The organism is Thermococcus barophilus MP, from assembly GCF_000151105.2.
Classification (GTDB): Archaea; Methanobacteriota_B; Thermococci; order Thermococcales; family Thermococcaceae; genus Thermococcus_B; species Thermococcus_B barophilus.
On the sequence record NC_014804.1, the window covers coordinates 1,410,180 to 1,427,494 of the forward strand.

Sequence of the window (17,315 nt, forward strand, 5' to 3'; positions counted from 1 at the left end):
ATTAGATGGATGTAATCAAAAAATACAAAGTCCTCTATGCTCTAATGAACACAGGCTTTGTGGGAAACATCTTAGTCATCTACTACCTTGCAAAGGGCTTAACATACACTCAAATCGGAATAGCAACCGCAATATCAACCATCGGCTTCTTCCTCTTTGAAGTCCCAACGGGAGTAGTTGGGGATAAAATAAGCCGAAAGAAAAGCGTGCTAATCGGCTTAACACTCTTCCCAATCGGCACAATAATCCTAATATTCTTAAAAAACTTCCCCATGCTGATAGCTTACTCAATAATAACCTCCCTCAGCGTAACATTCATCAGCGGAAGCTTAGAAGCATGGCTATACGACAATCTAAAACACTTAGGCAAAGAAAAAGAGTATAGAGAACTCATGAAGGAAATAAAAACAATAACCCTACCATTATCAGCAATAACAATCGTAATCGGAAGCCTCTTAGCCCAAGAATACGGCTTCAAACTACCACTAATCCTAAAATTAATCCTCGAAATAACAACGCTCATGACAGCCCTCAGCATTCCCGAATATGAGTTTAAGAAGCCCGAACTTGCCTATCATGTTCATGTTTTGCACTCAATCAAGGAACTAATGAAACCAAACTTATTCTGGCTAATCATCATGGCAATAACCGTAACCATGTCAATCAACCAATTTCGACAATACTTCGAGCCTTACTTGGGCAACATCTTAGCCCAAAGCCTCAAAACAACAATAATGGAAACGTTAGGACTTTTGGGACTAATCGAAGCAATAGTAAAAGTCCTACCCAAAATAATCGGCGTTAGACTTAAAGAAAAATGGAGTGCCTTTGCCTACTCAATAGCACCCGTGAGCATTCCAATACTTACGGCTCTCTCAGTAATTTATCAAAACCCAGTCTTCATCGTGATACTTGGAGTTATTGCAACAATAATCAATACTGCCTTTGCCTTCAACTTTGGCATTGAACTGCAAGTAAGAATCTCCAGCGAAAAAAGAGCTACCCTAATTTCACTCTACTCAATGATTTCAGCCCTGATAATGGCATTTTTCTACGGAATCTACGGTTTTGCCGTTGATAAATTAGGCTTAGCAGAGGCAAGATTAGTGTTCGCCCTAATCCTCTCTGGCATTGGCTTAGCATTCAAAGGAGCACAAACAATCGGAATCCTAAAAGAACCCCTAAAACTAAAACATCTCCAACTACATTCAAAAGAGAAATAGAGATGTCACGAACAAACACGAATTATTCTTTCCTCAATTTCGCAATGAAAAAGCTGTTGCAGTCATGCAGATGAGTCCAAGCTCTGAAAACTTTATCTCCAATCTCCAAAAAGCCCCTTTCACCCCAGCTGAATGGATAATCAACAAGCTCAAAGCCAATCTTATTCATTGCATATTTAATGTTCTCTTCGTTTTCATCGATTCTGATTGAGCATGTCGAGTAAGTCATCTCCCCACCAATCCTTAGGTTGCGATAAGCATTCCTCAGCATAGCTTTCTGCACTTGGATAACCTTCTTGATTTTCCTCTCATCAAAACGCCACTTCACCTCCGGGAACTGCCTGTAAGTACCCGAACTTGAGCACGGAGCATCAAGGATAATCCTATCGAACTCCTCTTTTTCCTTGAACTTCATTCCGTCGGCATGAACAAGCTTAACATTCCTGACTCCCAGAATCTTCATCTTCTCACGCATCTTGTTGAGTCTCTCCAAAGAGTAATCAACAGCTATTATCTCACCAGTATTTTCCATTAGATGAGCAACGTGGAATGTTTTACTTCCAGGAGCAGCCGCCAGATCTAAAATCCTCTCTCCTTTTTCTGGGCCTAAAACATGAGCAACATAAGCTGAAGCTAAGTCTTGAATGACAAAGTAGCCCTGCTTGTACCATTCAAGCCTTGTAATTGGAGTCTTGTATTCTAAAATCTTGAGAACATCATCAACCGGAGTTCTGGCAACCCTGACGTTATGCTCCTCCAAATAATCAGCTAAGCTGTCAATATCTGTTTTAATGGGATTCACCCTTACATAGTAGCGCTGAGCCCTGTTGTTGCTTAGCAGAAGCCTAATAGCATCATCATAACCGAGCAGCTCGATTGCATATTCAACGTACCATCTTGGATGAGAGAACTTAACACTCAAATACTCAATTCTGTCCTTCTCTTTTAGCTTTTTCAAAGCTTTTTCGAGGTTAAAGTTCTCCACTTCTCTAAGCAAAGCATTCACAAACTTAGCTTTTGCCAGATCATATTTCTCCTTAACAACTCTAACAACGGAATCAGTGGCAATTGCTGGGTTTACTCCTTTAAACTTCATTTCAAAAACACCAATTCTAATTAAATTAGCCAAATAAAGCTCTAAATCTTCAATTTTTGAACCCTTGAGAACAGAGTTCACTATGAAGTCAATTTTCTTTCTCCATTTTTCAATTTCAAATACATAAGCATGAGCTAACCCACGAGCTTTTTCCCTATCTTTTCCGCTGACTCGCTTAAAAACCCTCTCAAGAGCATTTTTTGAAGAGAGCTCACGCTCATCAATTAATGTCAGTATGTCAGCTATGAGCTCGTGAAGAGTTATGCGATAAAACAGCTCCATGCTCCTACCTTCGATGGAGAGTTTAAAAATTTGGTGGAAAATTTTATCTAAAATGGGCATGTATTTTTAAAAGGGTGAAATTATGATTCTCGATACTGACTACATCACGAAAGATGGAAAGCCCATAATCAGGATTTTCAAGAAAGAAAATGGCGAGTTTAAGATAGAGCTTGACAGAAACTTCCAGCCTTACATTTACGCTCTTCTTGAAAGTGATGATGCTATTGAAGAGGTTAAAAAAATAACGGCAAAAAGAGGAAACAAAACTGTCAGAGTTTTGAAAGCTGAAAAAGTTCAGAAAAAGTTTTTGGGAAGACCAATAGAGGTGTGGAAGCTCATTTTTGAACATCCACAAGACGTTCCAGCGATTAGAGAAAAAATAAGGGAGCATCCAAAAGTAATTGACATTTTTGAATATGACATACCTTTCGCAAAGCGTTATCTCATTGATAAGGGTTTAATCCCGATGGAAGGAGATGAAGAGCTCAAACTCCTTGCCTTTGACATAGAGACCTTCTACCACGAGGGGGAGCAGTTCGGAGAAGGCGAGATAATAATGATTAGCTATGCTGATGAAAATGAGGCAAAAGTTATAACTTGGAAGAAAATTGATCTGCCGTATGTTGAGGTTGTTTCCAGCGAGAGGGAGATGATAAAGCGCTTTGTTCAAATCATCAGGGAGAAAGATCCAGATGTCCTCATAACCTACAACGGAGACAACTTCGATCTGCCGTATTTAATCAAGAGAGCTCAGAAATTAGGACTGAGGTTGTTCATTTCAAGAGATAAGGAAAATCCGGAGCCGAAGATACAAAGAATGGGTGACAGATTTGCCGTTGAAATCAAGGGAAGGATCCATTTTGACCTCTTCCCTGTTGTGAGGAGGACAATAAATCTGCCCACCTATACTCTTGAGGCTGTATACGAAGCGGTCTTAGGCAAGAAGAAAACCAAACTTGAGGCTGCGGAGATAACTGCAATATGGGAAAGTGAAGAAGGAATGAAGGAACTTGCAAAATACTCAATGGAAGATGCTAAAGCGACCTATGAATTGGGCAGAGAGTTCTTCCCTATGGAAGCGGAGTTAGCAAGGCTTATCGGGCAAAGTGTCTGGGATGTCTCCCGTTCGAGCACAGGGAACTTGGTTGAGTGGTTTTTACTGAGGATTGCATACCAGAGAAACGAACTTGCTCCGAACAAACCAAGCGACGAGGAGTATCAGAGGAGGCTGAGAACGACATATCTTGGAGGCTATGTTAAAGAGCCGGAAAGAGGATTATGGGAGAACATTGTTTATTTAGATTTTAGGTGTCATCCAGCCGATACAAAGGTTGTTGTTAAGGGGAAGGGCATCGTCAATATAAGCGAAGTCAGGGAAGGAGACTATGTCTTGGGAATAAATGGCTGGCATAAAGTGCTGAAAGTATGGGAGTATGACTATGATGGTGAGCTTGTGAATGTAAATGGGCTTAAATGCACTCCAAACCATAAGCTACCTGTGGTTACACAGAAAAAGCGACAAACTGTAATACGGGACAGCTATGCAAAATCTATGTTAACCAATAAAGTTAAAGGAAGAATTATTGCCACACACCTCTTTGAATCAATAGGGGAAATTGAAAAAAGAAAATCAGAGTTTTCTGAGGAATTCATCCTAAAAAGTGAGCTTGCCGGCATAATTTTAGCAGAGGGACACTTGCTAAGAAAGGATATCAGATACTTTGACTCTTCACGGAGGAGACACCGAGTATCGCATCAGTATAGGGTCGCGATAACTGTCAATGAAGATGAAAAGGAGCTCATAGACCGTATAAACTATATCTTTGAAAAGCTCTTTGGCTGTAAACCGTCAATAAAAAGAAAAAAGAACAGCAAAGCCCTAACATTACAGTGCGCTAAGAAATCAGTTTACTTAGAAATCGAGAATATCATGAGGGAAATTGAAAACCTTGATGCCGCTTCGGTGCTTAGAGGCTTCTTTGAAGGAGACGGCACCATAAACACGGTTAGGAGAACAGTTGTAGCAAACCAAGGAACAAGGAACAAAAAGAAAATTGAGCTCGTATCTAAGCTGTTGAACAAACTTGGCATTAGGCACTCCACATATACCTACACAGACGAAAAGAATGGGAAGAGATACACACGTTACATAATTGAAATCCCATGGCGGGGAGAGCTTGTTAAATTCGCAATTTTGGTAGGATTTATAAGCACAAGAAAAAAAGAGCTTTTAAAACAGATTATCGAGCAGAAAGAAATGTATCAAATAGAAAACAGCGGCTTTTACAGGTTAAATGAAATTCATGCAACAAAAGAATACTACAAGGGCAAAGTTTATGATTTGACCCTTGATGGTGCTCCCTACTATTTCGCAAATGGAATTCTAACCCACAACTCTCTGTATCCTTCAATAATCATCACACATAACGTTTCGCCCGATACCCTCGAAAGAGAAGGTTGTAAAAACTATGATGTTGCCCCGATTGTTGGCTATAAGTTCTGCAAAGATTTCAAAGGATTTATATCATCCATACTTGAAGAGCTCATTGAAACAAGGACAAAGATAAAGAAGGAGATGAAAGCCACAATCGATCCCATAAAGAGGAAGATGCTTGATTACAGGCAAAAAGCTGTGAAGCTTTTGGCAAATTCTCATTACGGTTATATGGGGTATCCAAAGGCGAGATGGTATTCAAAGGAATGTGCCGAGAGTGTAACGGCATGGGGAAGAACATACATAGAGATGACGATTAAAGAAATAGAGGAAAAATTCGGGTTTAAAGTTCTATATGCCGACACAGATGGACTCTATGCGACAATACCCGATGCTGACGCTGAGACTATCAAGAAGAAGGCTAAAGAGTTCTTAAAATACATCAACTCTAAACTCCCCGGGTTGCTGGAGCTTGAGTATGAAGGCTTTTACTTAAGAGGGTTCTTCGTTACAAAAAAGAGGTATGCAGTGATAGATGAAGAAGGAAAGATAACCACAAGGGGACTCGAGGTTGTGAGGAGGGACTGGAGCGAGATAGCAAAGGAAACCCAGGCAAAGGTCTTAGAGGCAATTCTGAAGGATGGTAGCGTTGAGAAGGCCGTTGAAATAGTCAAGAAAGTGGTTGAAGACTTGGCAAAGTATAAAGTTCCACTTGAAAAGCTCGTGATACACGAGCAGATAACAAAAAGCTTGGACGAGTATAAAGCCACCGGGCCGCATGTTGCGGTTGCAAGGAGGCTCAAAGCTAAGGGGATTAAAGTGAGACCGGGGATGATAATCAGCTATATAATCCTCAAGGGGGACAAAAAGATAAGTGACAGGGCGATTCTATTGAGCGAATATGATCCAAAGAAGCACAAGTACGATCCGGATTATTACATTGAGCACCAAGTTCTGCCAGCAGTTTTAAGGATTTTGGAGGCTTTCGGATACAGGAAGGAAGATTTAAGATATCAGAAGACTAAGCAACTTGGATTGGGAGCCTGGCTGAATGTCAAGAAATGAGGTGATTTAATGAAATAGAATGAGCAGGAAAAAAGAGAACTCCTGAAGAAAGCATTAAAACTGCTGGAACAGAGTGAAAGCTCAGTAGAAGATGGCTTTTTCCACCAGAATAATAAGGGAATCAAGAGACAAAAATTAAGATTCCAAAGAGTTCTTCAGTTTACACTTTTTATCACCCTACAAATAAACTAATGAGAATTCAGAACTCATCGGATTAACTTCAAAACCTCCTCTAACTCCCCGGCATTCCTTACCACAAAGCCCCTCTCTGCTATCCTCTCAACCTTCTCAGCATCTGGATTAATCCAGACTGCCCACAGTCCAGCATTTAAAGCTCCTTCAAAATCCTCTGCATAGGTGTCGCCTATGTGGAGTGCCTCCTCCGGCTTAACTCCAAAATACTCCAACGGCTTCAAGAAGACTTCTTTCATAGGCTTGTAGGCTTTGAGTTCATCGGAATAAAACTGCCTATCAATGAAATCCGCCAACCCAAACCTCTCAAGAATTAAGCGCGTATAGGCAGAAGGCCAGAACATTACGTTGCCTGTTGTGATTATGATTAAATCCTTCTCTTTTGCCGCTTTCAAGCCTTCAATTGCTCCTTCAATGACAATCCTCTCATCAACTCTGAGCGTTGCTTTAGCAGCAACCCTCTTGATGATCTCAATATCACAGCCAAGCTTTTTTGCGAGGATTTCTTGACTCTCTTCGAGAGCTTTCTCTGGGTTGCCTCTTTTGCTCTTCCTCAGCTCCTTGATTTCTCCTCTTGCTTCCATGACTTTTTCAAAAACCTCTTTATAATCTTTCTTTGTCAGCTCAGCCAAGGCTTTTGTCAGTTCCTCCAGCATAACGTTGATATCCAGGAGGGTGTTCCAGACATCAAAGCTCACAAGCTTCATTCAATCACCTCCGCCAGCTTATCCAAAAGTCCAGCAGCAGAGAGAATTTCTTCAAGGTTTTTCTTCCTTGAGCGCATTACAAACATTTCATAGAACCCCTCGAGGTTTCCCCAGAAGCCGTAGGAAGCTAAAGCTAAATAAATTACCTCTTTCGGCTTCAGTTTTCTCTTTAGATCAATGCACAGAATGTTTATTGCCCTCTCAATTTTTCTCAGCACTCCCTGCTTTTCCAGAAGCTTAAGCATCAAATCCTCAACAGTTGGCTTTTTCCACTCCACGCATGGGTGTCTAAAGTGGTAGCCAATTAAAAGCGGGACTATAACAACATCTCCAACTCTAAAATTCCCTCCCTCTCTTGTGAATTTGAATGAGGAAAGCTTGCCCCTTATTGACTCCATTACCCCTTCGGCACTCTCATCGATATCAATGGCTAATCCTATCTTGTCAACTTTAAACTCAAAAACGTCCATAGCTTTCAAAAAGTTTCCCAAGTTCCTTATAACCCCAGCGTTGCCTTCACTTGGGATTATTGCCAGAAATACATCGTCTTTTCTCAAAAGCTCGAAGTTGTCCCTCTCAAAGACCTTCTCAATCAGTTTTAAATTTTCAGGCGTTGTTCTGCTTTCTTTAAATCCGAACAGCTTTTTATAAACCCCTTTGAAAAATTTTGAGTCAGTTTTGCCCTCACAGAAGATAATGCTGACTTTGGAAAATCCACCAAATGATGCACCTCTTAGATCAAAATCGAGGTATTTTCTGAGCTCATAGGCTTCTTTCAAAGTTAAGCTTTTCATTGTATCGGAATATAGAAGCTCTCCACTTTCTGTTCTCTTAAACCGTTCCAGAATAAGGTCAATTAACTCCAAACTTGCTGTAACCACTGTTTCTTCTCCTTCAAGTGAGCTCACAAACTTCTTCAGCTCTTCACTGTTCTTTCCATGCTCTGGGAAAAACACCGCATCTTTAAAATTCTCATAACGCTTTCCCGTCACAATTCTCATTTACTTCACCATATCAACGGCTATCGCACCAATCACGGCAAAGGTGCTTATTATGATGGTCGCACTTATGTACTGATTCAGGGAGAACTCAGCAAGCCTGTTTATACCATACAGGTAGATTAAGCCCGCGGATATCAGATATGAGATTAAGACTACCGTTAAAAGGCGTTTTGGTATATGGAACAGTTCCTCCCTCTCAATGTTTGAAACTTTTGCTTTTGTTATGAAAAGATAAGCAATTGAGAGGGTCAAAATCAAAATTCCAACCGCCCGCTCCATAGTTAAAGACTTTGCTATGTCCCAGATTTCTTGTGTAAAGAGAAATGGGAGAGAAAAAGTCAGGGCACCAATGATTTCCTGAGCTATATCATCCCACCCCAGCTTATCAGGTTTCTTCTCAAACCTCTTCTCTAACCCTTCAATCTGTTCCGAGAGCTTTTCAAAACGTTCATTAAGTTGCTTTAGTTCCTCACTCATTTTGCTCAGCCACTCTGGGGTCAATCATCAGTTCAGCATTGGATTCATTCATCATCGCACATTTAAAAAGTCTTGGGACAAGGTTATAAACTTTGAGGACTACAAAATTTAGGTGAGTAAGTATGAGAAAAGTTTTGAGCGTAATACTATCTGTTTTGTTTTTAGTATCTGTTGCAGGAGCAGTGCAGGGGTTCAATTTTAAAGTAAACTCAACAAACAGCATTATTGTTTTACCAACGACGAAGATAGTTAATGGACAGCCCCTCCATATAGGCGAAGATGCCATCACGGGGTCAAAATTGGGGGCTCTGCTTGTGCTCAAAGGCATAAGAGAGGTAACATACTCCACATACGTCGATGTACCTATTGAGTACCACAGCGTTCTAATCCAGGATAACAATCAGTACTACAAGCTGAACAGTGTGGATATGCCAGATGTAGGGATTAACGTCGGGGACTCTCCAGTAGGGGACACAATTGTTGTTGCAGTCAACTTTTCGAGGGTCTTATACAACGATACAATCAAAAAAGCACAGTTCAACGACAAGAGCGTTGAGATAATCTTCAATGAAAATACAACTCCCCTGAATCTTGGGGGGGAAACCGCTAAAATAGTTTCCACAGTGGTTGATGGAAAGGACACCATGTACATCTACTCATATGAGGAAAACTCCGGTTCAAAGGCTCTGGGTGAAACGCTGACAATAAATGGATGGAAGATCAAGTTCAGAGATATTGACACCGAGCAGGAAAAGACCCTTGTGGACATATCCTTCCCGAGCGGATTCGTGAGGACAGACACGCTCTATAAGAACAAGTACTACATCCTCTACGTTGATGCCAACGGAGATGAAGACTTTGAACCCTTTGACTCTTACCCCTCAGCAAGAATTCAGGAGCTTTTACAGGCTGGAATTAAGAAGATGCTGATCATCTCTCCAACAGACTTCTTTGTTGGTATAGGAGGTACAAGACAGGTCACATACAAATACGAATATTACGAGAAGGTTAGGATGTATCAGGATGGGGAAGTCTACGAGGGACAGTGGATTTGGGACATAGACCCAACCAACAACTTGTTCGTGCTGTATCTCCATGTCGATCCAGACAACAATTTTCCCAAAGTTGTACTCGATGACGGTCAAATGCTGAAACTTCCAATTGATGGGCTTAACATTCAGCCTGTGTTCGCAAAAGATGAAAACGGTGAGATAACTGGAATCGCAGGATACAGGTTTGTCAGAATTGATACAGTGAAAAGGAAGGTAACCGTAAAAACAGTTAAAGCTGATGTTATTGACGATGTAAACAAGTTGATAATAGAGGACACTCAACTAACAAAGCTGCCCAGTGATAAGAATGTGATAATCGTTGGAGGGTGGGTCAGCAATAAAGCATGGAAACTACTGGAGCAGGTTTATGGTTCAAGCACAATCCAGAGCATAAAGGATGAAATAATGAACAAGGGATACGTTGTCAAAGTCCTGGACAATCCAAACAATCCAGAGTATAAAGTTATAATACTTGCGGGTAAGGACTACACACTGACAAGGAAAGCTGTCGAGGAGTTTATGAATAAGATTTGATGTTCGACTCTTTCCTTTTTGTCTCTTTTAGCATTTTGTGGCTTATCACAACGATCCAAGAAAGTATAAAAACGGCACCTATCATTTCTGGCACAGCCAATCCAGATTTTCCAAGTGTTGCTATCATTAAAGCAAATGTGCCAGCACTACCTATCATGCTGAATAAGGAGAGCTTTTGCTTCCCACGTTTTCTAAGGATAACACCAGCATAAAAGATTCCAGTAAGGGACAACAAATAAAACAGAATCGCAGGGATTGAATGAATTTTACCGTACTCCTCTGGGAAAATCCCTACGGCTATTAAAAATGCCATTGCAACTGTAAGGATGTGCATCATATTTGAGCCAAAATACCTAACAGCTGCCAAAGAAAAGACAATGCCAAGGATACCCATGAGAATTAAGCCTGAATTGAAAACATACCGGGTTTGGACTTTAAGAGAGCCCAAGTCGCTCAGGGCATTTTTATGGAAAGAAAACCAGGGGTTAAGAGTTATAGCTACGCTTAACATTACTGCAAAGATTATAGGCAAGAGGAACCCAGACATGGCACCTATCTCCAAGAGATTCTCGGACTTCACCTTCATTCCAGACACCTGATGAATTCATGGAGCTAAAACTTAAAATTACAAAAAGATTTGAGCGTATAGCAGAGGTTGGTGCATTATGGCATCAAACAACATCTCCCAACGATCATTAATAAGCTTTGTGTCCCTCATGTTATCATTTCGATAAATTTATAAGCGTTAAGACATTAAGTTAAACCATGCTCCAGAAGTTCAATAGAGACGCAAAGATACTCATTGCATTGAACGCAGTGGGGCAGCTGTTTCTCCAGTTTTCCTTCTTCATAATTCCGTTCTATTTGAGAGCACTGGGATATTCAATGAGCGATATGGGAGTGTTCTTCTCACTGAGAACATTTGTCGGTGCTCTGTTCTTCTTGTTTGCCGGTCAGATCTCATTGAAAATCGGCTATAAAAAATCCCTCCTTCTTGGAGCGGTTTTAGGCTTTACTGGGAGGATACTCCAGGTTACTGCTCTAAATTACTACGTTCTCCTGCTCGGATTTCTCCTTGTTGGAGTGAACATGGGAATAAGACAGCCAAACTTCTCTGCCCTCTTAAGTGAAGAGGTTGGAGACGAGCTTAGGCATCATGCGTTTTCAATAAGCTTTGGTCTCGGAACCATATTTAATGCTGTGGGCGTTCTGTTGGCAGGATTTATGCCAAATTTCTTAGAGAATGCTTTTGGAATTACTACCCAGTTGGCATATAGATTGGTTTTAGCATTTTCCTTTCTGCAGTTTTTAATCACCATCCCCGCACTTTTGATAATAAAGGATGTTCCGGTGGAAAATCCAAAAATAAGGTGGAGGAAGGAGCTGATAATAAAGATCCTCAAGTTTTCAGTCCCTTCGGCGATAATAGGTCTCGGTGCGGGCATAACAATCCCCTACATGCAGCTTTACTTTGATATGCGGTTTGGAGTTACTTTAGCAGCTATAAGCGGTGTTTTCTTCTTCCAGCAGCTGGTTATGGGTCTTGGATCATTCATACTTCCAAAGCTTGTAGATAGAATAGGCCCAGTAAAAACAATAACATTATTTCAAAGCTCTGCGGCTCTGCTTTTTGCTGTCTTCCCATCAATTAATATATTCACATTAGCGGCTTTTTTCTACATCATAAGAAGCATACTGATGAACATTGTCTGGCCGATTAACGATTCCTTCATGCTTGGATTTTTCTCAACTGAGGAGAAAGCCACAGCTGTTGGGATTAGAAGGGCATTTTCAACCTTCATGAGAGGGGTAGGGAACTACATAGGTGGATTTCTCTTTGGAATATCCCTCAGCTATCCGTTTTATACTACGGCAACTTTGTACATAATTGCCACCCTTACGTTTTACTTCTTCTTTGCCAAGTACAACAAAGCTTAACCACTTTACTAACATTGTTTAAGCGCTTCGACATGCTTATAAATTGACACCCCAACTCTCAACCATGAGCCTCGAGAAATACAGAGGATTCAGCAGAGATGCAAAGTTAGTTGTAGCCTATTCTTTTTTTGGCTGGTTAGGGGGCAATATAGCATGGTTTATTCTGCCATTCTATCTTAAATCCCTTGGAATGGACTTTACAAAAATTGGGATTTTGTTCTCCCTATCAACAATAGTTCAAGCTGCTCTTTTACTGATTTCTGGGCAAATCAGCATTAGATTTGGCTACAAAAGGACAATCCTGCTTTCATTATCCCTGATTTTCATCGCTCGCTTGATTCAGGTCTCTGTTCCAGTATTCTGGGCTTTGGCACTGTCATCCGTAATTGCTGGAATAGCTATGGCACTTGAATGGCCTTCTTTGATGGCTCTGCTCAGTGGAGAAGCAAGCGAGGAGAAGCGACACTATCTGTTTACTCTAAACAGTGCTCTCGGAACAGCAGGGGCAGCCTTTGGAATGCTCTTAGGGGGAATCCTGCCAAAGGTTCTGGATGGAACAAACCCCTATAGGAGAACTCTACTCCTTGCGGCTCTTCTGATTTTAATTCAAATGGTACTGATGTCCTTCGTCTCCCCAGTGCTTGGAAAAGAAGAGAGAAAGCTTAGACTCAGGAGAGAGCTGTTGATAAAAATAGCAAAGTTTTCACTCCCATCAGCTTTAATTGGTTTGGGTGCGGGGGTGACAATCCCGTATATGGGGCTCTACTTCAACTTGAAGTTTGGGACGAGCTTAGAGAGCATAGGTGGGCTCTTTGCACTGCAGCAACTTGTCATGGCATTAGGAATGTTCTCCATGCCCCTCTTAGCCGACAAAATTGGAAGCGTGAAAACAATAGTGAGCTTTAACGGAAGTGCCACAGCTTTGATAATTGCCCTCCCGCTTGCTCCAAGCTTTCTGATAGCTTCGATCATTTACATAGTTAGAACAATCCTCATGAACATCGTTAACCCAATATGGGATGCCTTCATGATGAAGTTCTTCACAAAGGAAGAGAGGGCAACTTCAATAGCACTGAGAAGCTTTGCCTGGACCTCAACCTTTGGACTCGGGCAGTATTTGGGAGGAATTATCTTCGACAGATCTTTAGTATTCCCTTTCCTCATAACCGGGTTTCTGTATGCGGCATCCATAGTTATATTTTGGATGTTCTTTGCTGGATATGAGGAAAGAGTTATAAGCAACGGTACATCTCTTTAAATGACTGTTCTAAGGGGTGAGCAAGATGGCAGTTAAAGACTGCCCAGAGTGCCATGGAACTGGGAAAGTTAAAGTAGGCGAGAAGGAGTGTGAGGTCTGCAACGGATGGGGCTACGTTCCAGCTGATTTTAAATTAGACGAGCATCTGAAAGGCTACAAAAACCTCGATTACTTTGGTGTTGATGAGGAAGTTGATGAGATCCCTTGCCCAGAGTGTCATGGAAAAGGGATCGTGCCAGTTTATGATGCATGCCCAACCTGTGGGGGGACTGGGAGGGTTTTAGCCTGTGATATCTGCGGGAAAGTGAAAGAACCTTGGGAACCTGGCATGGAGACAACTTGGGTGTGTCCAGAGTGTGAGAGGAAGTTTAAAATTGTATACATCCTTGATAAGACATGTGATTATGAAGACGTTGAAATCGGAAGGATTTACAAAGGTGTTATTGATAGAGTAGAGCGCTTTGGGGTTTTTGTTAAGCTCAATCCTCACGTTGTTGGTTTAATCAAGCGTAAGGATCTGCTTGGAGGAAAAGAATACAAGCCCGGGATGGAAATTTTGGTTCAAGTTTTAGATGTCAGACCAGAGAAGAGGGAAATAGACTTCATTGAATCAGCATTAAGACAGTACAAGGAAGTAATCGTGAGAAAGGAGTTGCCTGTCACCCCAATCGAACAGCTCAGCGAGGAGTTGGCCGGAAAGACCGTGAGAATAAGGGGCAAGATAATCCAAGTGCAAGTTACGGGTGGGCCAACAGTTTTCACAATAACAGATGGAACTGGCATAACATGGGCAGCGGCTTTTGAAGCCCCGGGCGTTAGGGCATATCCCAACATAAACGTTGGGGATATTGTTGAGATCATTGGAAAAGTGTCATTCCACGCTGGTGAGATTCAGATAGAGATAAGCGACATGTCAAGACTGTGGGGACCTGAGGCGGCTGAGGTCAAGAAGAGGATTGAAGAAGAGCTTGACAAAAAAGCACAGCCAGAGGATGTTGGATTTTTAGTTGAAAGTGAGGTTTTGGAGAAGCTTAAGCCAAAAATTATGAAAGCTGCTTTCATGATCAGGAGAGCAATCTATGAAGGAAGGCCTATTCTGCTCAGACATCATGCAGATACAGATGGCTATGTCTCGGGATTGGCTCTGGAGAGTGCTATAGTTCCTCTCCTAAAGGAGGTATCACCAGACCCAGAGGCTGAGTGGCACCTCTTCAAGAGGAGACCATCAAGGGCACCGTTCTATGAGCTTGAGGACGTTTTGAAGGACATAATCTTTGCTGTCGAGGATTCGATGAAGTTCGGTGAGCCTCTGCCGTTAGTTGTGATAGTTGACAACGGCGGAACTACGGAGGATATCCCAGCATACAGGAGGTTAAAAGCATATGGGGTTCCAATTGTTGTCATTGATCACCACGATCCAAGAGATTTCATAAGCGAAGACAAAGCGGCAGTTGATGAGTGGGTTGATGTTCACGTCAATCCCCATCTCGTCAAGAGAGGATACTACGAATTAACAGCTGGAATGCTTGCAACTGAGCTTGCAAGATTCATTAACCCAAAGGTAGAGGATAAGATAAAGCACCTCCCAGCCATAGCTGGAACTGGAGACAGGAGTAAAGCTCCAGAATTTGAGCAGTATTTAAAGATCGCAAAAGAAACAAAAGGGCTGGAAGAGGAAGATTTAAAGAAGATCGCTGAAGTAATTGATCACGAGGCTTATTACTGGAAGTTCATGGATGGAAAGGGGATAATTGAGGAGATTCTACTCTTAACCGGCAATCTTCAAAGACATAGAAAGCTTATTGATGCAATCTACCCAGAGGTTAAGGCAAAACAAGAGAAGGTTCTCAAAGCTTCCTTGCCGCATGTAAAGAGCATCGTTCTGCCAAATGGGATAAGGTTCAACACGATTGACATTGAGCTTTATGCTCCAAAGTTTGAGTATCCATCACCAGGAAAGCTCAGCGGTTTAATCCATGATCACTTCAAGGAGAAGTACGGGGAGGATTCGCCAATATTAACCTTGGCATATGGCCCGGACTTTGCAGTGATTAGGGCAAGCGATGGCATGGCAGCTTACAACTTTGATCTCAACGAAATCATAAAAGTTCTCCAACAGAAGATCCCAGATGCTGGAGTAGAAGGGGGAGGACATAGCTACGCTGGCTCAATAAAGTTCTTTGAGGGCAAGAGGAAAGAAGTTCTTGAGGAGTTTGCAAAGCAGGTTGTTAAGTTGAAGAAGAATGTTCCTTAACTCTTTTATACCTTCACTCATAATTTCTTCTGGTGATGACCATGTTTATGGCGGAATTCAAACTCAGATACGGTTCTATGAAGTGGTATGTCAGGAGAATTGTTGAAGCTGAAACTTTTGAGGAAGCAAAAGAGCTGGCAGAAAGATACGTAAAAGCAATAAACAGAGGCGAAGTCAAATGGGAGCTAAATGACATCTATGAGGTTGACAAACCACTCATGATAACAAAAGAAATGGTAGAAAGACTTGAAAAGACTTAACTTTTCTCTTCTTTAACCATTGTCATCATCAAAATCATTGCAAATGCACTCATTGCTGCCGCATAAAGAAAGCTGTATTTCAGCGAATAATTCTGCCACAGCCAGCCTGCAATTGCTGAAGCCGGAAAAACAAACACTCCGAAGACCGTGTGATATGCTCCGATTATCGTTCCCTTCTCAAAGTCCTTGGCCAAATCAGCCATGTAAGCTCTCGGAACTGTATCTTCAATTGCCAAATAGACGCCGTATAGGATAAAACCTGCCAATAGCATCCACAGAGTTTTTGCATATGCAAAAGTTAGAGCTGCTAATGTTGCAACCCCAAATCCAGCTGTAATGATAACTTTTTTGCCGACTTTATCGGAGTAAACGCCTATTGGGTAAGCAGACAGTGCATAGATAACATTAAAAAGAGCATAAAAGCCTAAACTCTGAACAATTGAGTAGCCAAGCTCTTGAGCCTTCCACATTGTAAAGGCATAGCTGTATCTTCCAAGAGCTCCAATCGCAACAACAACCAAGAACAGCTTTAAATTCCTATTCCTTAATGCTGAGATGCCCCTGATCTTCTTTTTAACCTCCTTCCCAGTGTCCTTTACTAAGAAAATTATTATCAAGATGCTCAACGCGCCTGGGAGAGCAGAGAGGAGAAAGATCCTTCTGTATGCAACATCAGCTGGATACTTCACGAATAAAGCCAAGAGACCAATGGCAACCAACGGCCCAGCAACAGCCCCCATGGTATCCATCATCCTGTGGAAGCCAAAAGATTTGCCGGTTTTCCCTTTTTCGGTTGACTCTGCTATTAAGGCGTCTCTTGGAGCTGTCCTAATCCCTTTTCCCACCCTATCAACGATCCTTAAGCTCAGAAAGTCCCACCATGAGTGTGTAAAAGCTAAAGCACCCTTGGAAATCGTTGAAAGGCCATAACCCAAAGTTACAAAAACCTTCCTTTGTCTGAATTTATCACTGATGTGCCCAAAAACTACTTTAAAGAGGGAGCTCAGGCTCTCAATGAGGCCCATTATTGAACCACTTGCAAGCTTCCCAACATTTAACACACTGGTCAGATATGCCGGAACAATCGGTGCAATCATCTCACTGCTCATATCGTTGAGAAAGCTTACAAGTCCCAGCAAGAACACATTCCAGCTTATTCCAAAGATTTTCTTTTCTTTATCCATTGCAATCACCCAAGATTTCGTTGCAAAGCTCTTTAACTTTCTTTTTTCCCTCTTCCAAGACTTCCAGGCCTTTTGGAGTTATCTCGTAAAGCCGGATTCTCCTTCCATCCCTGACTTCCCATCTGCTCTTTAAAAGCCCAGAAACTTCCATCTTATGCAAGAGCGGATATATCGTCCCGGGACTAACCTCATAACCATGCTTTTTCAGTTCTTCAATCATGAACACCCCGGTTATTGGCTCTTTGCTTGCGTGATGCAGTATGTGCAGCCCCATGAAGCCAAGCAAAATGCGGCGTATCATATCGAACACCGATATCGAATTCTGATATCATATCTTAAAAACTTTACCTCTGTATAA

Annotated in this window: 14 protein-coding genes; 7 read left to right on the plus strand and 7 right to left on the minus strand. The window is 41.7% G+C overall.

Annotated features, from left to right (window positions below; translation table 11 throughout):
* Positions 1-5 precede the first annotated feature (5 nt).
* Positions 6-1,223: an MFS transporter gene (locus TERMP_RS08030; protein ID WP_013467894.1), complete on the plus strand. Its 1,218-nt coding sequence runs from the start codon at positions 6-8 to the stop codon at positions 1,221-1,223.
* A 22-nt stretch (positions 1,224-1,245) separates the two neighbouring features.
* Here the strand turns inward: TERMP_RS08030 and TERMP_RS08035 are convergent, their stop codons facing one another.
* Positions 1,246-2,601, minus strand: a complete 1,356-nt coding sequence (locus TERMP_RS08035) for an RsmB/NOP family class I SAM-dependent RNA methyltransferase (protein ID WP_013467895.1) — start codon at positions 2,599-2,601, stop codon at positions 1,246-1,248.
* A gap of 82 nt (positions 2,602-2,683) precedes the next feature.
* Here TERMP_RS08035 and TERMP_RS08040 point away from each other — a divergent pair, with 82 nt between their 5' ends.
* Complete coding sequence (locus TERMP_RS08040) at positions 2,684-6,100, plus strand: DNA polymerase domain-containing protein (protein ID WP_013467896.1); 3,417 nt, start codon at positions 2,684-2,686, stop codon at positions 6,098-6,100.
* A 206-nt stretch (positions 6,101-6,306) separates the two neighbouring features.
* Here the strand turns inward: TERMP_RS08040 and TERMP_RS08045 are convergent, their stop codons facing one another.
* From TERMP_RS08045 to TERMP_RS08055, 3 genes are read right to left on the minus strand one after another with little or no spacing between them, the layout of a single operon-like run.
* A complete protein-coding gene (locus tag TERMP_RS08045) occupies positions 6,307-6,999 on the minus strand; it encodes an HAD family hydrolase (protein ID WP_013467897.1) in 693 nt (230 codons plus the stop codon).
* A complete protein-coding gene (locus TERMP_RS08050) occupies positions 6,996-8,000 on the minus strand; it encodes a DUF3226 domain-containing protein (RefSeq protein WP_013467898.1) in 1,005 nt (334 codons plus the stop codon). Before TERMP_RS08050 ends, TERMP_RS08045 begins: the two co-directional genes overlap by 4 nt.
* Positions 8,001-8,477: a DUF2391 family protein gene (locus TERMP_RS08055; protein WP_048159806.1), complete on the minus strand. Its 477-nt coding sequence runs from the start codon at positions 8,475-8,477 to the stop codon at positions 8,001-8,003.
* A 122-nt stretch (positions 8,478-8,599) separates the two neighbouring features.
* Between TERMP_RS08055 and TERMP_RS08060 the strand changes: the two genes are divergently transcribed.
* Complete coding sequence (locus TERMP_RS08060; RefSeq protein ID WP_013467900.1) at positions 8,600-10,063, plus strand: S-layer protein; 1,464 nt, start codon at positions 8,600-8,602, stop codon at positions 10,061-10,063.
* Here TERMP_RS08060 and TERMP_RS08065 read toward each other — a convergent pair.
* On the minus strand, positions 10,047-10,649 hold the full coding sequence (locus tag TERMP_RS08065; protein WP_052296228.1) for a DUF998 domain-containing protein: 603 nt from the start codon (positions 10,647-10,649) through the stop codon (positions 10,047-10,049). The two genes, TERMP_RS08060 and TERMP_RS08065, sit on opposite strands and share 17 nt — an antisense overlap.
* A 179-nt stretch (positions 10,650-10,828) precedes the next feature.
* Between TERMP_RS08065 and TERMP_RS08070 the strand changes: the two genes are divergently transcribed.
* The 4 genes from TERMP_RS08070 to TERMP_RS08085 all read left to right on the plus strand — a co-directional run bounded on the left by TERMP_RS08070 (position 10,829) and on the right by TERMP_RS08085 (position 15,773).
* The gene (locus TERMP_RS08070) at positions 10,829-12,001 is read left to right on the plus strand and encodes an MFS transporter (protein ID WP_013467903.1); all 1,173 of its coding nucleotides are present in this window, start codon (positions 10,829-10,831) and stop codon (positions 11,999-12,001) included.
* Positions 12,002-12,065: 64 nt separating this feature from the next.
* The gene (locus tag TERMP_RS08075) at positions 12,066-13,259 is read left to right on the plus strand and encodes an MFS transporter (RefSeq protein ID WP_013467904.1); all 1,194 of its coding nucleotides are present in this window, start codon (positions 12,066-12,068) and stop codon (positions 13,257-13,259) included.
* A 25-nt stretch (positions 13,260-13,284) separates the two neighbouring features.
* Entirely contained in the window at positions 13,285-15,513 is a 2,229-nt protein-coding gene (locus tag TERMP_RS08080) for a DHH family phosphoesterase (RefSeq protein WP_013467905.1), read from the plus strand.
* A 41-nt stretch (positions 15,514-15,554) separates the two neighbouring features.
* On the plus strand, positions 15,555-15,773 hold the full coding sequence (locus TERMP_RS08085; RefSeq protein ID WP_013467906.1) for a hypothetical protein: 219 nt from the start codon (positions 15,555-15,557) through the stop codon (positions 15,771-15,773).
* Here the strand turns inward: TERMP_RS08085 and TERMP_RS08090 are convergent.
* Positions 15,770-16,957 (minus strand): MFS transporter, encoded by a 1,188-nt coding sequence (locus TERMP_RS08090; RefSeq protein WP_013467907.1) that lies wholly within the window; start codon positions 16,955-16,957, stop codon positions 15,770-15,772. The genes TERMP_RS08085 and TERMP_RS08090 overlap by 4 nt on opposite strands.
* Positions 16,950-17,258 carry a PadR family transcriptional regulator gene (locus TERMP_RS08095; protein ID WP_013467908.1) on the minus strand — a complete coding sequence of 103 codons (309 nt, stop codon included), beginning with the start codon at positions 17,256-17,258 and terminating at the stop codon, positions 16,950-16,952. Before TERMP_RS08095 ends, TERMP_RS08090 begins: the two co-directional genes overlap by 8 nt.
* Positions 17,259-17,315: the final 57 nt, after the last annotated feature.

What these genes read in the sequence shown, in the direction of transcription:
- TERMP_RS08030 (WP_013467894.1), top strand. Translation starts at nt 6, where the DNA reads ATGGATGTAATCAAAAAATACAAAGTCCTCTATGCTCTAATGAACACA.
- TERMP_RS08035 (WP_013467895.1), bottom strand. Translation starts at nt 2,601, where the DNA reads ATGGAGCTGTTTTATCGCATAACTCTTCACGAGCTCATAGCTGACATA.
- TERMP_RS08040 (WP_013467896.1), top strand. Translation starts at nt 2,684, where the DNA reads ATGATTCTCGATACTGACTACATCACGAAAGATGGAAAGCCCATAATC.
- TERMP_RS08045 (WP_013467897.1), bottom strand. Translation starts at nt 6,999, where the DNA reads ATGAAGCTTGTGAGCTTTGATGTCTGGAACACCCTCCTGGATATCAAC.
- TERMP_RS08050 (WP_013467898.1), bottom strand. Translation starts at nt 8,000, where the DNA reads ATGAGAATTGTGACGGGAAAGCGTTATGAGAATTTTAAAGATGCGGTG.
- TERMP_RS08055 (WP_048159806.1), bottom strand. Translation starts at nt 8,477, where the DNA reads ATGAGTGAGGAACTAAAGCAACTTAATGAACGTTTTGAAAAGCTCTCG.
- TERMP_RS08060 (WP_013467900.1), top strand. Translation starts at nt 8,600, where the DNA reads ATGAGAAAAGTTTTGAGCGTAATACTATCTGTTTTGTTTTTAGTATCT.
- TERMP_RS08065 (WP_052296228.1), bottom strand. Translation starts at nt 10,649, where the DNA reads ATGAAGGTGAAGTCCGAGAATCTCTTGGAGATAGGTGCCATGTCTGGG.
- TERMP_RS08070 (WP_013467903.1), top strand. Translation starts at nt 10,829, where the DNA reads ATGCTCCAGAAGTTCAATAGAGACGCAAAGATACTCATTGCATTGAAC.
- TERMP_RS08075 (WP_013467904.1), top strand. Translation starts at nt 12,066, where the DNA reads ATGAGCCTCGAGAAATACAGAGGATTCAGCAGAGATGCAAAGTTAGTT.
- TERMP_RS08080 (WP_013467905.1), top strand. Translation starts at nt 13,285, where the DNA reads ATGGCAGTTAAAGACTGCCCAGAGTGCCATGGAACTGGGAAAGTTAAA.
- TERMP_RS08085 (WP_013467906.1), top strand. Translation starts at nt 15,555, where the DNA reads ATGTTTATGGCGGAATTCAAACTCAGATACGGTTCTATGAAGTGGTAT.
- TERMP_RS08090 (WP_013467907.1), bottom strand. Translation starts at nt 16,957, where the DNA reads ATGGATAAAGAAAAGAAAATCTTTGGAATAAGCTGGAATGTGTTCTTG.
- TERMP_RS08095 (WP_013467908.1), bottom strand. Translation starts at nt 17,258, where the DNA reads ATGATACGCCGCATTTTGCTTGGCTTCATGGGGCTGCACATACTGCAT.